The following is a 19,225-nucleotide window of genomic DNA, read 5'->3' on the forward strand; positions in this document are numbered from 1 at the left end:
GGGGCGCCCCGTCTGGCTTACTCGACAGGGACTTCGGCAGGCGATTGTTTCGGCGTGTTGTCTTCGTATTCTTGCGCAGCTTTCAGGGCATCGGCGTCAGCCTTGGCCTTGTTGTCGGCGGTCAGTTGCAAGGCGGCCAGTTTCTCTGGCGTCAGCTGTTGCAGACGAATCATCAGACGCTGGATCACCTCACGGCGCATTTCCTTGCGAACCTGGATGATCTCCGAGTCCGAGCCCACCAGGTTGTTACCGTCGTGGCTCACGACTTTCTGCACTTCAACCTTGTCACCCATCAATGGCAGGTGGTCGCGGCCTTGCAGTTCATAGACGACCAGGGTGCTCAGCTCAATGTCCGACGCACGGCCTGCACTGGCGTAGCTGAGGTTACGCTGGGTTTCTTTCTCGTCCACCAGATTCAGTTTGTAAGTCGCGCCGGAACCGACGCGTACACCGCTGCTTTCCAGGGCCTGGCGCAGCTGGGTCACGGTCTCGCCGTAGGCGTTGCGTGCGCTGACGTCCAGTTCCTTGATGCTCAGTTCATTGGTGGCGGTGCCACGCAGCTGGAAGCCGCAAGCGCTCAGCAGCACAGCGAGGCCCATCACCAGCAAATTGCGTTTGATCATTTTGTTGCTCCCCTTGAAACCATGTGGGCCTTATCGAGGCCTTAAAGGTTTAGTTCGGCGCAGGGCTCAAGCCCTGCGCCCGATCCGATTAGCTGGCGACGATGTTGACCAGTTTGCCCGGCACTACGATCACTTTGCGGATCGTCAGGCCTTCGGTAAAGCGCAGCACATTTTCGTTGATGCGCGCTGCGGCTTCCACGTCTTCACGGCTGGCGCTGGCAGGCATGTCGATCTGGCCGCGCAGTTTACCGTTAACCTGAATAACCAGTTGCAATGTGTCCTGTACCAGCGCGCTGTCATCCTGCACCGGCCAGCGCGCATCGATGACCGCGTCGCTGTGACCCAGGCGGCTCCACAGTTCATGGCTGATGTGCGGCGTGATTGGTGCCAGCAGCAGCACCACAGCTTCCAGGCCTTCCTGTACCAGCGCGCGGTCCTGTTCGGTGGCTTGCGGGGCTTTTTCCAGCACGTTCATCAGTGTCATCACCTGAGCGATGGCGGTGTTGAACTTGTGGTTCTGGCCCACGTCCTGGCTGGCCTGGCGGATGGCCAGGTGGGTGCTGCGGCGAATGGCTTTTTGCTCATCGCTCAACGACGCCACGTCCAGTTTGCCCGGTAAACCCTGGCTGACATGGGCGTGCGCCAGGCGCCAGACGCGCTTGAGGAAGCGGTGCGAGCCTTCAACGCCGGAGTCGGACCATTCGGCGCTCATGTCGGGCGGCGAGGCGAACATCATGAACAGGCGGCAGGTATCGGCGCCGAACTGATCGATCATCGACTGTGGGTCGACGCCGTTGTTCTTGGACTTGGCCATCTTCTCGGTGCCACCGATTTCCACCGGCAGGCCGTCGGATTTCAGCGTGGCGCTGATGACCTTGGCTTTGCTGTCACGCTCAAGCTCGACGTCCGCCGGGTTGAACCAGGTGTAGGCGCCATTGGCTTCGCGGCGATAGTAAGTCTCGGCGATCACCATGCCTTGGGTCAGCAGGTTCTTGAACGGCTCATCGGAACTCACCAGGCCTTCGTCGCGCATCAGCTTGTGGAAGAAGCGCGCGTAGAGCAGGTGAAGAATCGCGTGTTCGATGCCGCCGATGTATTGATCCACCGGCAACCAGTGGTCGGCTGCGGATTTTTCTACCAGGCCGCCTTCATAGTGTGGCGAGGCGTAGCGGGCGTAGTACCACGAGGACTCGACGAAGGTGTCCATGGTGTCGGTTTCACGCTTGGCAGGTGCACCGCATTTAGGGCACGTGCACTCGTAGAACTCAGGCATGCGCGCCAATGGCGAACCGGCGCCATCCGGCACCACGTCTTCGGGCAGTACCACCGGCAACTGGTCTTCCGGCACCGGCACGTCACCGCAGGTTTCGCAGTGGATGATCGGGATCGGGCAGCCCCAGTAGCGCTGGCGGCTGATGCCCCAGTCGCGCAGGCGGAACTGGGTGCGCGAGGCACCGAGGTTCTTTTTGATCAAGGCAACTTCGATGGCGTCGAAGGCACCCTGGAAGTCCAGGCCATCGAACTCACCGGAGTTGATCAGCGTACCGTGTTCGCCGTAGGCGTCTTGCCACGGGGCCGGGTTGGTATCACCCGAGCTGGTACGCACGACCGACTTGATCGGCAGGCTGTACTTGGTGGCGAACTCGAAATCGCGCTCGTCGTGGGCCGGCACAGCCATGACTGCGCCATCGCCGTAGTGCATCAGCACGTAGTTGGCGACCCACACCGGCAGTTTTTCGCCCGTCAGTGGGTGCTCGACGAACAGGCCGGTTGGCAGGCCTTTTTTCTCTTGGGTGGCAACGTCGGCTTCGGCCACGCTGCCGCCTTTGCATTCAGCGATGAACGCCGAAAGCTCTGGGTTGTTCTGTGCAGCCTGGGTGGCCAGCGGGTGCTCGGCGGCCACGGCGACGTAAGTCGCGCCCATCAGGGTATCGGGGCGGGTGGTGAAGACTTTGAGTGCGCCCGTTTCGCCGATCGAGTCGACGTTGTACGGGAACTGCACTTCCATGCCTTTGGATTTGCCGATCCAGTTACGCTGCATGGTCTTGACCTGCTCAGGCCAGCCCGGCATGTCATCGAGGCTCGACAAGAGTTCATCGGCGTAGGCTGTGATCTTGAAGTAGTACATCGGGATCTGGCGCTTTTCGATCACCGCGCCGGAACGCCAGCCGCGACCGTCGATGACCTGCTCGTTGGCCAGTACGGTCTGGTCGATCGGGTCCCAGTTCACGGTGCCGTTTTTACGGTAGATCACGCCTTTTTCGAACAGGCGCGTGAACAGCCACTGTTCCCAGCGGTAGTAATCGGGCTTGCAGGTGGTCACTTCGCGGGACCAGTCCACCGCCAGGCCCAGGCTGCGCAGCTGGGTTTTCATGTAGGCGATGTTTTCGTAGGTCCACTTGGCGGGCGCCACGTTATTTTTCATCGCGGCGTTTTCCGCCGGCATGCCGAAGGCGTCCCAACCCATAGGTTGCAGGACGTTTTTGCCGAGCATGCGCTGGTAGCGGGAAATTACGTCGCCGATGGTGTAGTTACGCACGTGCCCCATGTGTAGCTTGCCGCTGGGGTAAGGGAACATCGATAGGCAGTAGTAAGTCTCCTTGCCTGGCTGTTCACTGACTTCAAAGGACTTTTGCTCGTCCCAGAAGGTTTGGGCGGCATTTTCTATTTCACGGGGCTGATATTGTTCGTGCATGGCTACTTTTGAACTGAATAGGGGTGGCCTAATCCTCTTCGGTACAACATTCAGGTTGATCGACACCAAAAAGCGGCGCGTCCGTGCCCAAACCCTGCGGGAAGTGGAGTTACAGGAAGCGCCGTAGCATACATGACCCCACTCTATCGAGGGAAACCCTGATTGCGCGGCGAGGGCCGTCTGTCGCGGCGCGAGGCAGGCGCAGCCATGGGGACTACGCTGTTTATTGGGGAGTGAGTCTTATCTTCAATGAGGTGAGGGGATGGTTGAATCGCAGCGAACTTTAATGAAACCGCAATTGTATGAAGGACTGATCGACCGTTTGGGTCGGGCATTGGATGCCGCAAGAACCGCAGGCCGATTGCTTGATGAGCGGCCTCTGGAGCTGGAGTTGCGAGGCTTGAGCCAGGCTGAACTTGAATTGATCAAGTGCTACCTGGAATTGAATCACCACCGTGCCTCTCAGGAACGGGCTGCCCCGCCCGCCCAAGAGCCTTTGCGTTCGGCCAAGGTGATCTGGCTGAAAGATGTGTCTGCTGGTCGCGGTCCCGATAAGCGTCGGGTCGCACGGTAAACGCGGAGCACCGCGTTATCCTTTGAGTCGTTCTCGAAACAGGTTGGTAAAGATTGTCGCTGAACCCCGTTGCATCTAGGCTTCGGGCATCTTTGGAGATGCCCGATGCCTTTTCGTTATTTCATTAAACAATTGCTCTTGCCGCCCGGCCTTTTTTTGCTGCTGCTGGCGCTTGCCTGGTGGTTGCGTAAAAGTCGCCCGCGCCTGGCCGGATGCTGCTTTGCCGTGGGGTTCGGGGGGCTGTGGTTGATCAGCCTGCCGGTGATGGTGCAGTGGGGCGCGCATGCCCTGGAGACCGAGCCGCCGTTGGCCCGTGAAGAATGGGCGACGCTGGCCCAGCGCGCTGACGCGATTGTGGTGCTGGGGTCGGGGCGTGAGCGCGGTGACCCCGCGTGGGGTTCCGATCAACCCACCGGTACTGGGCTTGAGCGCCAGCGTTATGCTGCGCGTCTGGCCAAGGCCTCCGGCTTGCCGGTGCTGACCAGCGGCGGCTTGCACTACGGCACGCCACCCAGTGAGGCTGAGCTGATGGCGGTGTCGATGCAGGATGACTTTGGCGTCACCGTGCGTTGGAAAGAAGAGCGCAGCCGCACCACCTGGGAAAACGCGCAGATGAGCGCCGAAATCCTGTTGCCGCAAGGCATCAAGCGCGTGGTGGTGGTGACCCAGGCCTGGCATATGCCGCGTGCGGTATGGAGCTTCGAGAAGGCCGGTTTTACGGTAGTGCCAGGGCCGGTGGGCTTTTTGGGCGTAGACAATGCGCGACCGCTGGGCGGCTGGATGCCCGAGTTTGTGTCAGTGTGGCGCAGCGGGCAGTTGATCAATGAGGCGGTGGGGCAGGTGGGGTATCGGGTGTTTTACCGATAACGCCGCAATTTCAAATGTGGAAAGCGGTTCATGTGGGAGCGGGCTTGCTCGCGAAAGCGGTGTGTCAGTTGACGATATGTTGACTGACACACCGCTTTCGCGAGCAAGCCCGCTCCCACACAAGCCAGCTCCCACATTGGTTTTATGCCGTTCGTTAGACGGTTTTAGACATCCGGGCCGCCAGCAGCGCCCAGCCGAACAAGCCCAGGCACACAATGATCAACGGCCACGAGCGCCATTGCAGGTACGGCGTCAGGTTATGCATCGGCACCACTTCGCCGTAGAGAATCCCACGCTCGAACTGCGGGATCTGCGCGGTAATCTGCCCAAATGGGTTGATCAAACCTGTCACCCCATTGTTAGTGGCGCGGATCATCCAACGGCCAGCCTCCAATGCACGCATCTGCGCCATTTGCAGGTGTTGCAGCGGGCCGATGGAGCGGCCGAACCAGGTGTCGTTGCTGATGGTCAGCAGCAAATCGCTCTGGGCCGACAGGCCTGCGGCGAATTCCGGGTACACCACTTCATAGCAAATGAACGGCGCAATCTGATAGCCCTTGGCCTGCAGCATCGCCTGATCGGACGGGCCGCGGGCGAAGTCCGACATTGGCAAATCGAAGAAGGCGATCAGCCCGCGCAGCATGTCTTGCAACGGCACGTATTCACCAAAAGGCACCAGTTTTTGCTTGAGGTAAGTGCCATCACCTTCACCCACCACCGTGATGCCGTTGAAGTAGCGCTTCTGGTGGTGCACTTCCTGGCGAATCGGTACGCCGGTGATCAGCGCGGAGTGCCGGTCGGCGGCAAACTTGCCCATCATGCCCAGGTAGCCTTCGACTGACTCTTTGAGCACCGGCACCGCGGTTTCCGGCCATACCAGCAGGTCTACCGGCTTGGAGCTGAAACTCATGTCGCGGTACAGCGCCAACTGCGCATCGATCTGCGCGGGGTCCCATTTCATGCTCTGTTCGACATTACCCTGGATCGCCGCCACCGTCAGTGGGGCGCCCGAGGGCGAGGTCCAGGCATGATGCTTGAGCGCCAGGCCGATGGCCCAGGGTGCAACCAACAACACCAAGCCTGCGCCGATGAAGCCGTTGCGCTTGCTTGCCAGCAGGCGCGGCAGGTTGCACAGCACGGCCGCCGTCAGCGCCAGGGCAAAGGAGATCAGCCACATGCCGCCCAGTGGCGCAAGGCCGGTGAGCGGGCCATCGAGTTGGCTGTAACCGGAGTACAACCAAGGGAAACCGGTCAGGAACCAACCACGAAACGCTTCCTGGCCAACCCACAGCGCCGCAAAGGTCAGCGCATCGGCCAGCGGCGCCTCATTGCGACGCAGCCAGCGTGCCCACAGCCAAGCGGGCAGGGCGAAGAACCAGGCAATCGCGGCGGTAAACAACAGCATCAAAAAGCCAGCCAGCAACACCGAAGCGCCGCCGAAGTGGTGGATGCTGTAGTAGATCCAACTGGTGCCGGCGCCAAACAGGCCAAAACCGAAACACCAGCCACGGCCCAGGGCCTGACGTGGCGTCAGCTCGCGCAGGCCCACATAGAACAGCCCGACGGCCAGTAGCGCAAATGGCCACAGATCGAAGGGCGCCAGCGCCAGAGTAGTGATGGCGCCGGCCACCACGGCCAGCAGGTTACCGGGCCAGCCGGGTGCAATCAGACGGCGCATGTAGGGGTGGGTCATCAGCTATTTCCTGTGTCGCGCCGGGCCTGCTGCGGCACAGGGCAAGGCGCGAGGAGTGTGGTTTGGTTTTTCCAAATGAACGACGAGTAACGCAGCCCTGTGCCGCAGCAGGCCCGGCCCTTCGGGTTGCCCCTGAGAGCGGGCCATGCTGCGTTGCAGGCCTTGAAAAGGGAACGCCATTCCCTGCGGCCTGCGCCTTGCCTGGCCCGCTCTCAGGGGCAACGCGACACAGGAAATAGCTGATGCCCCACCCCTTCCTTAGCGGGCAATCGGAGTCAGGCGGATCAAGTGGATACGACGGCTATCCGCATTCAGAATGCGAAAGCGATAAGCGCCAATCTCGGTGGTTTCGTTACGTTTTGGCAGGTGCCCGAACGCACTCATCACCAAGCCGCCCACGGTGTCGAATTCATCGTCGGAGAATTCGCTGTCGAAGAACTCGTTGAAGTTCTCGATCGGCGTGAGCGCCTTGATCAGGAAATCACCGCTGGGCAGCGGCTTGATGTAGCTGTCTTCTTCGACGTCGTGCTCGTCTTCGATGTCGCCGACGATTTGCTCGAGCACGTCTTCGATGGTCACAAGACCAGCCACGCCGCCGTATTCGTCGATCACAATGGCCATGTGATTGTGGTTGGCGCGGAACTCGCGCAGCAGCACATTCAGGCGCTTGGATTCAGGCACGAAGGTGGCCGGGCGCAGCAGGTCCTTGATGTTGAAGCTGTCGCCGTTCTCCTTGAGGATCAGCGGCAGCAGGTCCTTGGCCAGCAGGACGCCCATGACGTCGTCATGGCTTTCACCGATCACCGGGTAGCGCGAGTGCGCCGAGTCGATCACGGCCGGGAGGAATTCCCGTGGGGTCTGGGTCGCCTTGATGCTGATCATCTGCGAACGCGGGACCATGATGTCCCGAACCTGCAGGTCAGCCACCTGGATGGCGCCTTCGACGATGGCCAGCGCTTCGCTGTCCAGCAACTTGTTCTGATGGGCCTCGCGCAGCAGCTCCAGCAGCTCCTGGCGGTTTTTCGGCTCGTGGGCAAAAGCCTGGGTCAGTTTACCCAGCCATGACTTCTGCCCGTTGCTCGATCGGTCTTCGCTCATAGCGATTACTCTAAATCCTTTGTTGTGTCAGTTATGTGTAGTTTCAGTTTTCGTCGTCTGCATACGGATCAGGGTGACCCAGTTCAGCAAGCAACGTTTGTTCCAGTGTTTCCATTTCGCAGGCTTCGTCATCGTCTATATGGTCGTAACCCAAGAGATGCAAGCAGCCGTGGATGACTAGATGGGCCCAGTGGGCCTCAAGTTCCTTGCCTTGTTCCTTCGCCTCGCGCTCCACCACTTCGACGCAGATCACCAGGTCGCCCAGTAACGGGATATCCAGTAACTCATCCGGCACGTCGGCGGGAAAGGACAGCACGTTGGTCGCGTAATCCTTTTGGCGCCAGGTGTGATTCAGTTCACGGCCTTCGGGCTCGTCCACCAGGCGGATGGTCAGTTCCGAGTCGGCGGTGCGCTGGCGCAGGGCCAAAGCGCACCATTGACGGAACTGTTCTTCGCTGGGGGCGGGCGCGTCGGTGGCCAGCTGCAGGTCTAGCTCAAGCATCGCGGCGCACGTCCTTGGCGGGTGCGTCATCGCGGTGCTCAAAGCGCTCGTAGGCCTCGACAATGCGCTGCACCAGCGGGTGGCGAACCACGTCTTTGGGCATGAAATGCGTGAAGCTGATACCTGGCACGTCCTTGAGCACGTCGATCACCTGGGCCAGGCCGGACTTGGTGCCCTTGGGCAGGTCGACCTGGGTGACGTCGCCGGTGATCACGGCGGTGGAGCCGAAACCGATACGGGTGAGGAACATTTTCATCTGTTCGACCGTGGTGTTCTGGCTTTCGTCGAGGATGATGAAGCTGTTGTTCAAGGTGCGACCACGCATGTAGGCCAGCGGGGCGATCTCGATCACCTGGCGCTCAATCAACTTGGCCACGTATTCAAAGCCGAGCATCTCGTACAGCGCGTCGTAGAGCGGGCGCAGGTACGGGTCGATCTTCTGGGCCAGGTCGCCGGGCAGGAAGCCAAGCTTCTCGCCAGCCTCGACCGCCGGGCGCACCAGCAGGATGCGCCGCACTTGCTCGCGCTCCAGGGCGTCGACCGCACAGGCCACGGCCAGGTAGGTCTTGCCGGTACCGGCGGGGCCGATGCCGAAGTTGATATCGTTACCGAGGATTTCCTTGACGTAGCGCTGCTGATTCAAGCCGCGTGGGCGAATCATGCCTTTTTTGGTGCGCAGGGCCACGCTGGCTTCGGCCACCGGGTTGTTGGCCAAGTCTTCCACGGCGGATTCCTGCAGGTACAGGTGCACGGTCTCCGGCGACAGCTCGCTACCCTTGGTTTCACGGTAGAGGCGGCGCAGCAGGTTTTCTGCAGACGTGGTGTGCTGGGGTTCACCAATAAGCTCGAACTGATTGCCGCGGTTGCGGATCTCGATGCTCAGGCGTTGTTCGATCAGGCGCAGGTGCTCGTCGAACTGTCCGCACAGGTTGGCGAAACGGCGAGCCTCAAACGGCTCGAGGAGAAAACGATGGGGTTCTGCTATGGGTGCGTTCAAGGTTGCTTTTAGCCGCCCTTTGGCTGTTTAGGTGAAAGAGAGGATAACGCCAGCGCTCGGCGTGCGAAAGCACTTATATAGGCTGGCTCAATCTCAAGAACCATGAAGATCCACTGTGGGAGCTGGTAAGCCAGCTCCCACATTTGATCCTCCTATGTCTTGAGGTCAGTTGATCAGCGACCCACGCAGCGAGTGCGGTTGCGCCGCATCGATGTGCACATCGGCAAACTGGCCGATCAGAGTCGGGTTGTCGCAGCGGAAGTTGACGATCCGGTTGTTCTCGGTACGCCCTTGCAATTCGCCCGGGTCTTTTTTCGAGTAGTCGGTGACCAGGATGCGCTGGATCGAACCGACCATTTGTCGGCTGATCTCGAAGCCTTGCTGGTTCAGGCGATGTTGCAGCGCGTTCAAGCGCTCTTTTTTCAGCGATTCCGGCGTGTCATCCGCCAAGTCCGCCGCCGGCGTGCCTGGACGCTGGCTGTAGACGAACGAATACGAGAAGTCGAAGCCGACGTCTTCGATCAGCTTCATGGTCTGCTCGAAATCTTTCTCGGTCTCGCCAGGGAAGCCGACGATGAAGTCCGAACTGATGCAGATGCCCGGCACGGCGGCGCGCAATTTACGCAGCTTGGATTTGTACTCCAGGGCGGTGTGGTTGCGCTTCATGGCCGCCAGAATGCGGTCCGAACCCGACTGCACCGGCAAATGCAGGTGCTTGACCAGCTCCGGCACCTCGGCGTGCGCCTGGATCAGGCTGTCGGAGAACTCCAGCGGGTGCGAGGTGGTGTAGCGAATACGCTCGATGCCGTCCACCGCTGCCACCACGCGGATCAACTCCGCGAGGTCGGCCAGGCGCCCGTCGTGGGTCTGGCCGCGATAGCCGTTGACGTTCTGGCCCAGCAAGGTCACTTCGCGCACGCCGTTTTCGGCCAAGTGGATAATTTCCGACAGCACGTCGTCAAACGGCCGGCTGACTTCTTCGCCACGGGTGTAGGGCACCACGCAGAAGGTGCAGTACTTGCTGCAGCCTTCCATGACCGACACATAGGCACTCGGCCCGTCGATGCGCGGTTCGGGCAAATGGTCGAATTTTTCGATTTCGGGGAACGACACGTCCACCTGCGGCAGCTTGGTGATGCGTGCGGCGTCGATCATTTCCGGCAGGCGGTGCAGGGTTTGCGGGCCGAACACCACGTCGACATAGGGGGCGCGGTCGCGGATCGCGGCGCCTTCCTGGCTGGCCACGCAGCCGCCGACGGCGATCACCATCTCCGGGTTGGCCAGTTTCAATTCACGCCAGCGGCCCAGCTGGGAGTACACACGGTCCTGGGCACGCTCGCGGATCGAGCAGGTATTGAGCAGGATTACGTCGGCATCTTCGGCGCGGGCGGTGACTTCCAGGGCCTGGTGTTCGCCCAGCAGATCGACCATGCGCGAGCTGTCGTACTCGTTCATCTGGCAACCGTGGGTTTCGATGTAAAGCTTCTTGGCCATGGGAATCGTCAACTGGTGGTAAAGAACCGCGCATTATAGGGGGCATGCCCATTGGTTCCTAGCGCTGTGCATCGGGTGCCATGCTATAGTTCGCGCCCTCTTTTATATCCCCGATGTGTTGTTCGCCCACCATGACCAAACGTGAAGCTCCAATCTACAAGGTGATTTTCCTCAACCAGGGCCAGGTGTTCGAAATGTACGCCAAGCAGATCTATCAAAGTGATCTGTGGGGCTTCCTGGAAGTGGAAGAGTTCGTCTTTGGCGAGCGCACCCAATTGGTCGTCGACCCGGGCGAAGAAAAACTCAAGGCGCAGTTTGAAGGCGTGGTGCGCAGCTTTGTGCCGATGCATTCGATTGTGCGCATTGATGAAGTCGAGCGCCTGGGCACGCCGAAGATCAGCGAAGCGCGTGGCACCAGCAATGTGATGCCGTTTCCGATGCCGATGCCTGAGAAGTAAGGCGTTAGACCGAGTCAAGCTATCGCAGGCAAGCCAGCTCCCACATTTGGAATGCATTTCCTTGTGGGAGCTGGCTTGCCTGCGATAGCGGTAGGGGGGCTTAGCTGAAATCAGGGCAGGGGCGAGAAGGGTGAACGCCCATCGGCACTCTGCAATTCCTGCAGGTAATTGCGGAAGATCTGGCCCAGTACCTGGGTGGCCACTTCCAGTTCATCACGCTGCATGTGCTCGGCGACTTCGTCGGCCGTGTCCAGTGCGTCTTCGGCGCCGTTGACCGCCGCCATTTTCAGCACGATGTACGCCTGAACGTTATTGGCCGGCACGCCTTCGCCTTTGAAGAACATGTTTCCCAGCTGGAATTGCGCCTGGGCATGGCCCTGCAACGAAGCCTTCTCGAAGTAGCTCAGGGCTTTGTTGAGGTCGCGGGCAGGGTTTTTGTCGTCGTGGAAGTACTCGCCCAACTCGTATTGCGCCTGCGCATCCCCACCGTCGGCCTGTTTCTGGCACGCGCTCAGGGCTTCGGCCTGGCTGTCTGGCTGGGTATTGAGGGTGCAACGACCCATCGCTGGGATTAACAACGAGTTGCCGCCTGCCTGGGCATGTGCCAGCAGCGGCTGAAGGAGCAACAGGCAGCCCAGAACCAGGGTGCGGCCGGTGCGTTTCATGGGAATCGACTTACCTCTGACGGGGCACGCGGACTCTCGGGGGAGTCCAATAAGCGCGCATTATGAAATAAGCAGGCCCCTGCTTACAAAGTCTTTACTCGTTTTTCTGCTGCGTAGGCAAGTTATCTGCCGGATTGCAGGTGATTTCTCGAAAAATGCAGGAAATCTCTGTAGGCAAAGTAGCAAATCTGACGCTGCGAGGGGCAACGTCAGATGTGTGTGTCCCTTATATCAGGGCTTACTTCAGGGCTGCGAAAGCGCGCTCGGCAGCATCCAGGGTCAGTTTCAACTCCGCTTCGCCATGGGCGATCGAGGTGAACCCGGCTTCGAAAGCGCTCGGTGCCAGGTAAACGCCGCCTTCGAGCATCAAGTGGAAGAAGCGCTTGAACAGGTCGGCATCGCTGCCCATCACGTCATCAAAGGTAACGATATCGTCGGCGCCGCTGAAATACAGGCCGAACATGCCACCTGCTTGTGTGGTCACGAACGGGATACCCGCCGCATCGGCGCGCTGTTGCAGGCCATCGAGCAGGCGTGTGGTGTAGTCGGTCAGCTCGGCGTGGAAACCCGGGCGGCTGATCAGGCGCAGGGTGGTCAGGCCGGCCGCCATGGCCAATGGGTTACCTGACAAGGTGCCCGCCTGATACACCGGGCCAAGCGGCGCGATGTGCTGCATGATTTCGCGCTTGCCGCCGAAGCAGCCCACGGGCATGCCGCCACCGATGATCTTGCCGAAGGTGCTCAGGTCCGGCGTGACGCCGTAGTAAGCCTGGGCGCCGCCGAGGGCTACGCGGAAGCCGGTCATCACTTCGTCGAAAATCAGCACCACGCCGTGCTTGTCGCACTGCTCGCGCAAACCTTCCAGAAAACCCGGTGCCGGTGGCACGCAGTTCATGTTGCCGGCTACCGGCTCGACGATGATGCACGCCACGTCCTGGCCGACTTCGCTGAGCATCTGCTCAACGGCAGCGATGTCGTTGAACGGCAGGGTCAGGGTGTGTTTGGCAAACGCGGCCGGCACACCCGCCGAGCTTGGCACGCCTTGGGTCAGCAGGCCGGAACCGGCTTTTACCAGCAGGCTGTCGGAGTGGCCGTGGTAGCAGCCTTCGAACTTGATGATGCTGTCGCGGCCGGTGAAACCACGGGCCAGGCGGATTGCGCTCATGGTGGCTTCGGTGCCGGAGCTGACCATGCGCACCATTTCCATCGATGGCACGATTGAGCACACCAGGTCCGCCATCTCGGTTTCCATGGCGGTCGGCGCGCCATAGGACAGGCCGTGTTGCAGCTGCTGACGCACCGCGTCGAGCACGTCCGGGTGGCTGTGGCCGAGGATCATCGGCCCCCAGGAACCTACGTAGTCAACGTAGCGCTTGTCATCTTCGTCGGTGACGTAGGCGCCTTCGGCATGCTTGAAGAACAACGGTGTGCCGCCGACGCTCTTGAACGCACGCACGGGGGAGTTCACACCGCCGGGGATGTGTTTCTGGGCATTGGCAAACAGGGTTTCGGAACGGGACATGATCGGGCTCTCTACACTTAAACTTTAAGAAGGTCGTTGAAGGCGCGGGCGCGGCGCGTGACTTCCTGGGTGCTGTCGGCACCGAACAGGCCGTGTACCACGGCGAGCAGGTCGGCACCGTGGGCCACCAGGGGGGCGGCGTTCTCCAGGGTGACGCCACCGATCACGCAGATCGGCAACTGCAGACGCGTGCGGGCCTGGGCCAGCATGTCGAGCGTGGCGGCCGGCGCGCCGGGCTTGGTGGTGGAATTGAAAAAGCGGCCGAAGGCGACGTAGCTCGCGCCTTCCTTGGCGGCCTGCTCGGCCAGTTCGATCTGGCTGTGGCAGGTGGCGCCGATGATGGCTTTGGAGCCGAGCAGTGCACGGGCCGGGGTCAGTGGGCCGTCGGTTTGGCCCAGGTGTACGCCGACGCCCAGGCGCGCGGCCAATTCGGCGTCATCGTTGATGATCAACTGGGTCTTGTAGCGTGAGCACAGCTCGCGCAGTTTCTCGGCCTCACGCAGGCGCCGGGCTTCGTCGCTGCTTTTGTCGCGGTACTGCAACAGGGTTACGCCACCGTCCAGTGCTGCTTCGACGTAGGCGAGGAATTTGCCGGCCAACAGTTGGCTGTCGGTAATGGCGTAAAGGCCACGTAGTTTCATCGAGCAGGCCTCTTGTGCGGTTAAGAGCAGAAATCCAGCGGCAGACGGCGCGGCACAAACTGGCCCTGGCCGAGTTGTTCGGCGTCACGCAGGGTGCGCCAAGTGTAGTTGAGCGCCGATTGCACCGCGCTGGCCAAGCCTTCGCCCTGGGCGATCCGGCCGGCCAAGGCGCTGGCAAGCGTGCACCCCGAGCCGTGATAGCTGCCGGGCAGGCGCTGGCAGGTAAAGGTCTGGCGCGTGCCGTCGCGGCTGTACAGGCGGTTGTGCACTTCATGCTCGTCGCCGTGGCCGCCGGTGATCAGCAGATGCTTTACAAACGGCAGCAGCTTCTCGGCGCATTCGTCCGCCGTGCCCTCGGGCAATTCGGCGAGGATGCGCGCTTCCGGCAAGTTCGGCGTAGCGATCAGCGACAGTGGCAACAGCCGCTCACGCATGGCATAACCGACTTCGTCCTTGCCCAGGCTGCCGCCGCCACCGGCGCGCAGCACCGGGTCGCAGACCACCGGCAGGTGCGGGTGCGCCTGCAGCAGTTCGACCACGGTGTCGACCATCGCGGTGGAACCGAGCATGCCGAGCTTCACCGCCGTCACTTCGGAGTCGCTCAGCACGGCATTGGCCTGGGCCAGTACCCACTCGCGGTCGAGCACGCGAAAATCGCTGACATTGACAGTGTTCTGCACGGTCAAGGCAGTGACGGCCGGGGCCGCATGACAGCCTTGTGCAAGCAGGGCTTCGATATCTGCCTGCAAGCCGGCGCCACCACTGGGGTCGTGGCCGGAGAGACAGAGGACAACGGGGCGAGAGCTGTAGATATTCATGGTGCGCGAGCTTACCACCAAACGCTTTTGGCGTGGCTGTTGGGCGAGAGGCGAATTTCCCGCTTATGTTTATGGTTTGGCTTGGCTGGTTTTTTATTCGGAAAGCGCTTGAGATGCCCGTTCTAGAGCCTTTCAAAAAATTATTTCAATGGTGTCCAATGGCCTCTAGCGGCTATGCTAGAGTGGATCCAAACAACTTAATGTATCGCCGGTATACGTCTACTCAAAAGGAATGGGGGACTTTTGACATAACCGGACAGGCCACGCTGGGGCTCTATGCGCTATTTGCTGATCTTTTTATTGTGCGGGCTGCCGATGCTCGCCAGCGCCATCGAGTTCAACCCGGATACTCGAAGCCTGCCGCTGGGCCGCGTCATGCAAGTGTTCGAAGACCCAACCGACGCCCTCACCATCGCCGATGTCAGCACTCCCGCCTTCGCCGCCCAGTTCAAACCCCATGACAAAGCCACCCTCAACGCCGGCTATTCACGCTCGGTGTTCTGGCTCAAGGTCGACCTGCATTACACCGCCACTGATCCTCGCGCCCCGCGCACCTGGTTTCTGGAGTTGGCGTACCCGCCGCTTAACCAACTGGACCTGTACCAGCGCGACAGCACCGGCAATTACCGCCTGACTACCCGCACGGGCAGCACCCTGGCGTTTTCCAGCCGTGAAGTGCGCCAGGCCAACTACCTGTTCAAGCTCAATTTCGTGCCTGACCAGCAGCAAACCGTGTACCTGCGCCTGCAAAGCCAAGGCTCGATCCAGGCACCGCTGACGCTATGGTCTGCCACCGCCTACCTAGAGCAACAGCCACTGCGCCTGTATGTATTGGGGGCTATCTATGGCGTGTTACTGGGGATGCTGGTCTACAACCTGTTCATCTACTTGAGCGTGCGCGACACCAGCTACCTCTTTTACATCCTCTATATCGCTTCGTTCGGCCTCTACCAGCTCTCGGTCAACGGCGTGGCGGTGGAATATTTCTGGCCGAACAATCCATGGTGGGCGAATGCGGCGGTACCTTTCCTGATCGGTTCGGCGGCGTTGTTCGGGAGCTTGTTCGCGCGCAGTTTCCTGCACACCGCGCAGCACAGCCGCTGGCTTGACCGGGTTTTGCTGGCATTGGCAGCGGCTGGCGCGTTGGTCATGGTGCTGGCGCTGCTGACCAGCTACGCCGTGGCCCTGCGTTTGGCCACAGGTTTGGCGCTGGTGTTTACCGTGACCATCTTTGTGGCCGCCATCAAGGCCTGGTATTGCGGCCAGCGCATGGCGCGTTACTTCATCATCGCCTGGTCGGCGTTCCTGCTGGGCGGGGTGGTCAACACCCTGATGGTGTTGGGCTACCTGCCCAATATGTTCCTCACCATGTACGCCAGCCAGCTCGGCTCGGCCATCGAAGTGGCGCTGTTGTCCCTGGCCCTGGCGGACCGCATCAACGGCATGCGTGAGCAGCAGGCGCAGATCCTGTTCGACGCCAGCCAGAAGCTTGAAGTGCTCAACCAGCAATTGGCGCGCAGTAACCGCCTCAAAGATGAATTCCTCGCCACGCTGACCCACGAACTTCGTACCCCAATGAATGGCGTGATCGGCTCGTTGGAGCTGATGCAGACCGTGCCGCTGGATGACGACCTTACCCAGTACCAGCAAACCGCCGCCGGTTCTGCGCGGGACATGATGCGCATGGTCAACGGCATTCTCACCCTTACCGAATTGCAGGCCGGGCGCCTCACCGCCCATCCCCAGGTCTTCAGCCTGCGGGGCACGCTCGACACCTTGCGCCAGCAATTCACCGCCAGCGCGCACAGCAAAGGCCTGGAGTTTTCTATCGACGTGGCCGATGAACTGCCGGACCGGGTGATTGGCGATGCCGGCAAACTCACCCAATGCCTGGATTGCCTGCTCGACAATGCCTTCAAGTTCACCCACGAAGGTGCGGTGCGCTTGCGCGTGGTGGGTGTGCCGCACAGTGACGGCGAACTGCGCCTGAGCTTCATCGTGACCGACAGCGGCATCGGCTTCGCTTTCCTCGATGAGGCCACGCTGTATCAGCGCTTCTTCCAGGTCGACGGTTCGATGACGCGCGAATACGGCGGCCTGGGCATCGGCCTGGCGATTTGTCGGCAGTTGATCGAACTGCTCGGCGGGCGCCTGACCCATCATTCCGAGCCCCGCAAGGGCAGCCGCTTCCAGTTGGACATGAGCGTCAACCCGGTGCCGCCCGAGCCAAAGCCGGCAACGCACAAACCCCACGCGCAACGAGCGCCCCAGGAATGTACGGTGCTGTTGGTGGACGACAACAGTGTCGGCCAATTGGCGGTACGCGGCATGTTGCTCAAGCTGGGTTATCGGGTGAAAACCGTGGATAACGGCCCGGCCGCCTTGGCGCTTTTTCAGGACCAAACCTTTGATGCGGTGCTGCTGGATATACCCGAGGGCGGCTTCTCGTTGTGCTGTCAGATTCGTGCGCTACCCGGCTGCGGCGAGCTGCCGGTAATTGCCCTGAGCACCTCGCTGCACGCCCCGGATCGAGAGCGTTGCCATGGGGTCGGCATCACCGAACGCCTCAGCAAACCCGTACGTTTCGAGGCGTTGCAAACGGTGCTGGAGCGGCACCTGTTGTGCCCGTTAGAGGGCGAAAGCGCCGAACAATAGGCGGGTATGCCACTTTTTTAAGCCCGATGACGGTGCTTAACTGAAATTCAGGCCTCAACCGCACGTGGCCTATTTTCCAGGAGGCCCGTCATGAACCTGCATCAATTTGCCGAAACCCACGACGTCACCAACCAGCCGCCGTCCCTGGACGGCACCAACCTTTATCGTATCGACCTGCCCCTGCAAGAATGGTCGCGACGCTTTGGCGCCGGCTGGGCGCAGGCGCGTATTGATGCGTACGGCGCGCTGGCCGGTGGGCCGCTGATGGCGGCCGGGTTCCTGGCGAATCAGAACAAGCCGGTGTTCAACAGCCATGACCGCTACGGCCATCGCATCGACCTGGTGGAATTTCATCCGGCCTATCATGAACTGATGCGCACCGCTGTCGAGCATGGCCTGCCATCGCTGCCGTGGGCGCATCCGCAGCCCGGTGCCCATGTGGCCCGCGCCGCCATGACCTACCTGCACAGCCAGGCCGAAGCCGGCAGCGGTTGCCCGTTGACCATGACCTTCGCCTGCGTCCCGGCCCTGCGCCTGCAACCGGACCTGGCGAAGACCTGGTTACCGAAAGTCCTCAACACCGAATACGACCCACGCAACGTCGGCATCGCCCACAAAGCCGGCGCCACCATCGGCATGGCCATGACCGAAAAGCAAGGCGGCACCGACGTGCGCGCCAACACCACCCGTGCCTATCCCGTGGGCGCCGGCGGCCCCGGCCAAGCCTATGAGCTGGTAGGGCACAAGTGGTTCTGCTCGGCGCCAATGTGCGATGCGTTCCTCACCTTGGCGCAGACTGACAAAGGCCTGACGTGTTTCCTGCTGCCAAGGCATCGCCCGGATGACACACGCAACCAGTTCTACATCCAGCGCCTGAAAAACAAACTCGGCAATTGCTCCAACGCCTCCAGCGAAGTGGAGTTTCGTGGCGCCCTGGCCTGGATGGTTGGCGAAGAAGGCCGGGGCGTGCCGACCATTATCGAAATGGTCGCCATGACCCGTTTCGACTGCATGGTCGGCTCCAGCGCCTTGATGCGCCAGGCGTTGACCCAGGCCAGCCACCATTGCGCCCATCGCTCAGTCGGCGGCCGCGTGCTCAGTGAACAACCGTTGATGCAAAACGTGCTGGCCGACCTGGCGCTGGAGAGCGAAGCCTCCCTGGCCTTGAGCATGCGCATGGGGCGGGCGCTGGACCATCTGGATAACGAACAGGAAGCCAAATTTGCCCGGCTGGTGACGGCGGTGGGCAAGTATTGGATCTGCAAGCGCGCACCGGCCATGATCAATGAGGCCGCCGAATGCATGGGCGGCGCCGGGTACGTGGAGGACAGCATCCTGCCGCGTCTTTACCGTGAGGCGCCGGTGAATTCGACGTGGGAAGGTTCCGGCAATGTGCAGTGCTTGGACGTGCTGCGGGCATTGTCCAAAGAACCGGGCGTGCTGGAGGCATTGTTTGTCGAACTGGGCGATGGGCATGGTGACAAGCAGCTGGCGCGGCATATCGAGCAATTGAAGTCGGCGTTTATGGACACTCAGGACATCCAGTACCGCGCGCGGCAGTTGACCGAGGACATTGCCGTGGCGTTGCAGGCCAAGCTGTTGCTGGAGGCCGGGAATGCACTGGTCAGTGACGGGTTTATCGCCAGCCGCCTGGGGGCGTCGTCCGGCCGTGTGTACGGCACCTTGCCGCGCGGGGTGGACGTGGCGGCGATCGTTACGCGCTCGACCCCAACCCCCTGACAACACAGGGTCAAACTGTGGGAGCTGGCTTGCCTGCGATGGCGGTGTGTCAGTCCTGCATTTGCTGGCTGGTACACCGCCATCGCAGGCAAGCCAGCTCCCACCTTTTAAAGCATTCCAAACCCGGTGTTTCAGTGAGGCCGGGATACAGGCAAGATAAAGGCCTGCAAGTCAGAACACAGG

Annotated in this window: 16 protein-coding genes; 5 read left to right on the forward strand and 11 right to left on the reverse strand. The window is 61.0% G+C overall.

Translation table 11 applies throughout. The features are described from left to right. Positions 1 to 17: 17 nt before the first annotated feature. Positions 18 to 623: an LPS assembly lipoprotein LptE gene (lptE, locus tag AB4P96_RS05740; RefSeq protein ID WP_099547591.1), complete on the reverse strand. Its 606-nt coding sequence runs from the start codon at positions 621 to 623 to the stop codon at positions 18 to 20. 88 nt (positions 624 to 711) lie between these two features. After that, the gene (leuS, locus tag AB4P96_RS05745; RefSeq protein ID WP_017136060.1) at positions 712 to 3,318 is read right to left on the reverse strand and encodes a leucine--tRNA ligase; all 2,607 of its coding nucleotides are present in this window, start codon (positions 3,316 to 3,318) and stop codon (positions 712 to 714) included. Positions 3,319 to 3,580: 262 nt separating this feature from the next. Between leuS and AB4P96_RS05750 the strand changes: the two genes are divergently transcribed. Both AB4P96_RS05750 and AB4P96_RS05755 read left to right on the forward strand, forming a co-directional pair. Further along, positions 3,581 to 3,892 carry a hypothetical protein gene (locus AB4P96_RS05750; protein ID WP_395600597.1) on the forward strand — a complete coding sequence of 104 codons (312 nt, stop codon included), beginning with the start codon at positions 3,581 to 3,583 and terminating at the stop codon, positions 3,890 to 3,892. Positions 3,893 to 3,997: 105 nt separating this feature from the next. Beyond that, positions 3,998 to 4,759 (forward strand): YdcF family protein, encoded by a 762-nt coding sequence (locus tag AB4P96_RS05755; RefSeq protein ID WP_099547592.1) that lies wholly within the window; start codon positions 3,998 to 4,000, stop codon positions 4,757 to 4,759. Positions 4,760 to 4,913: 154 nt separating this feature from the next. Here AB4P96_RS05755 and lnt read toward each other — a convergent pair whose 3' ends face one another. The 5 genes from lnt to miaB all read right to left on the reverse strand — a co-directional run bounded on the left by lnt (position 4,914) and on the right by miaB (position 10,543). Continuing rightward, positions 4,914 to 6,437: an apolipoprotein N-acyltransferase gene (gene lnt / locus AB4P96_RS05760; RefSeq protein ID WP_395600969.1), complete on the reverse strand. Its 1,524-nt coding sequence runs from the start codon at positions 6,435 to 6,437 to the stop codon at positions 4,914 to 4,916. Between the two features lie 273 nt (positions 6,438 to 6,710). Further along, complete coding sequence (locus AB4P96_RS05765) at positions 6,711 to 7,550, reverse strand: HlyC/CorC family transporter (RefSeq protein WP_010206772.1); 840 nt, start codon at positions 7,548 to 7,550, stop codon at positions 6,711 to 6,713. A gap of 43 nt (positions 7,551 to 7,593) precedes the next feature. Further along, positions 7,594 to 8,052 (reverse strand): rRNA maturation RNase YbeY, encoded by a 459-nt coding sequence (gene ybeY / locus AB4P96_RS05770; RefSeq protein WP_395600598.1) that lies wholly within the window; start codon positions 8,050 to 8,052, stop codon positions 7,594 to 7,596. Further along, entirely contained in the window at positions 8,045 to 9,049 is a 1,005-nt protein-coding gene (locus tag AB4P96_RS05775) for a PhoH family protein (RefSeq protein WP_017136065.1), read from the reverse strand. Before AB4P96_RS05775 ends, ybeY begins: the two co-directional genes overlap by 8 nt. 165 nt (positions 9,050 to 9,214) lie before the next feature. Next, positions 9,215 to 10,543, reverse strand: a complete 1,329-nt coding sequence (gene miaB / locus AB4P96_RS05780; RefSeq protein ID WP_099547593.1) for a tRNA (N6-isopentenyl adenosine(37)-C2)-methylthiotransferase MiaB — start codon at positions 10,541 to 10,543, stop codon at positions 9,215 to 9,217. Positions 10,544 to 10,674: 131 nt separating this feature from the next. Between miaB and AB4P96_RS05785 the strand changes: the two genes are divergently transcribed. Then, positions 10,675 to 11,001: a DUF1820 family protein gene (locus tag AB4P96_RS05785; RefSeq protein ID WP_003194436.1), complete on the forward strand. Its 327-nt coding sequence runs from the start codon at positions 10,675 to 10,677 to the stop codon at positions 10,999 to 11,001. 110 nt (positions 11,002 to 11,111) lie between these two features. Here the strand turns inward: AB4P96_RS05785 and AB4P96_RS05790 are convergent, their stop codons facing one another. From AB4P96_RS05790 to AB4P96_RS05805, 4 genes are all read right to left on the reverse strand, one after another. Then, entirely contained in the window at positions 11,112 to 11,666 is a 555-nt protein-coding gene (locus AB4P96_RS05790) for a tetratricopeptide repeat protein (RefSeq protein WP_017136068.1), read from the reverse strand. Between the two features lie 238 nt (positions 11,667 to 11,904). Next, positions 11,905 to 13,188, reverse strand: a complete 1,284-nt coding sequence (gene hemL / locus AB4P96_RS05795) for a glutamate-1-semialdehyde 2,1-aminomutase (protein ID WP_017136069.1) — start codon at positions 13,186 to 13,188, stop codon at positions 11,905 to 11,907. 17 nt (positions 13,189 to 13,205) lie between these two features. Further along, entirely contained in the window at positions 13,206 to 13,829 is a 624-nt protein-coding gene (thiE, locus tag AB4P96_RS05800) for a thiamine phosphate synthase (RefSeq protein WP_395600599.1), read from the reverse strand. A 20-nt stretch (positions 13,830 to 13,849) separates the two neighbouring features. Then, a complete protein-coding gene (locus tag AB4P96_RS05805; protein WP_017136071.1) occupies positions 13,850 to 14,647 on the reverse strand; it encodes a hydroxymethylpyrimidine/phosphomethylpyrimidine kinase in 798 nt (265 codons plus the stop codon). A 276-nt stretch (positions 14,648 to 14,923) separates the two neighbouring features. On the opposite strand from AB4P96_RS05805, the gene AB4P96_RS05810 reads away from it, so the two are divergent. After that, the gene (locus AB4P96_RS05810) at positions 14,924 to 17,302 is read left to right on the forward strand and encodes a hybrid sensor histidine kinase/response regulator (protein ID WP_138450947.1); all 2,379 of its coding nucleotides are present in this window, start codon (positions 14,924 to 14,926) and stop codon (positions 17,300 to 17,302) included. Between the two features lie 90 nt (positions 17,303 to 17,392). Beyond that, the gene (locus AB4P96_RS05815; protein WP_395600600.1) at positions 17,393 to 19,042 is read left to right on the forward strand and encodes an acyl-CoA dehydrogenase family protein; all 1,650 of its coding nucleotides are present in this window, start codon (positions 17,393 to 17,395) and stop codon (positions 19,040 to 19,042) included. Positions 19,043 to 19,225: the final 183 nt, after the last annotated feature.

This window comes from Pseudomonas sp. B19125 (assembly GCF_044218855.1).
Taxonomy (GTDB): Bacteria; Pseudomonadota; Gammaproteobacteria; order Pseudomonadales; family Pseudomonadaceae; genus Aquipseudomonas; species Aquipseudomonas edaphica.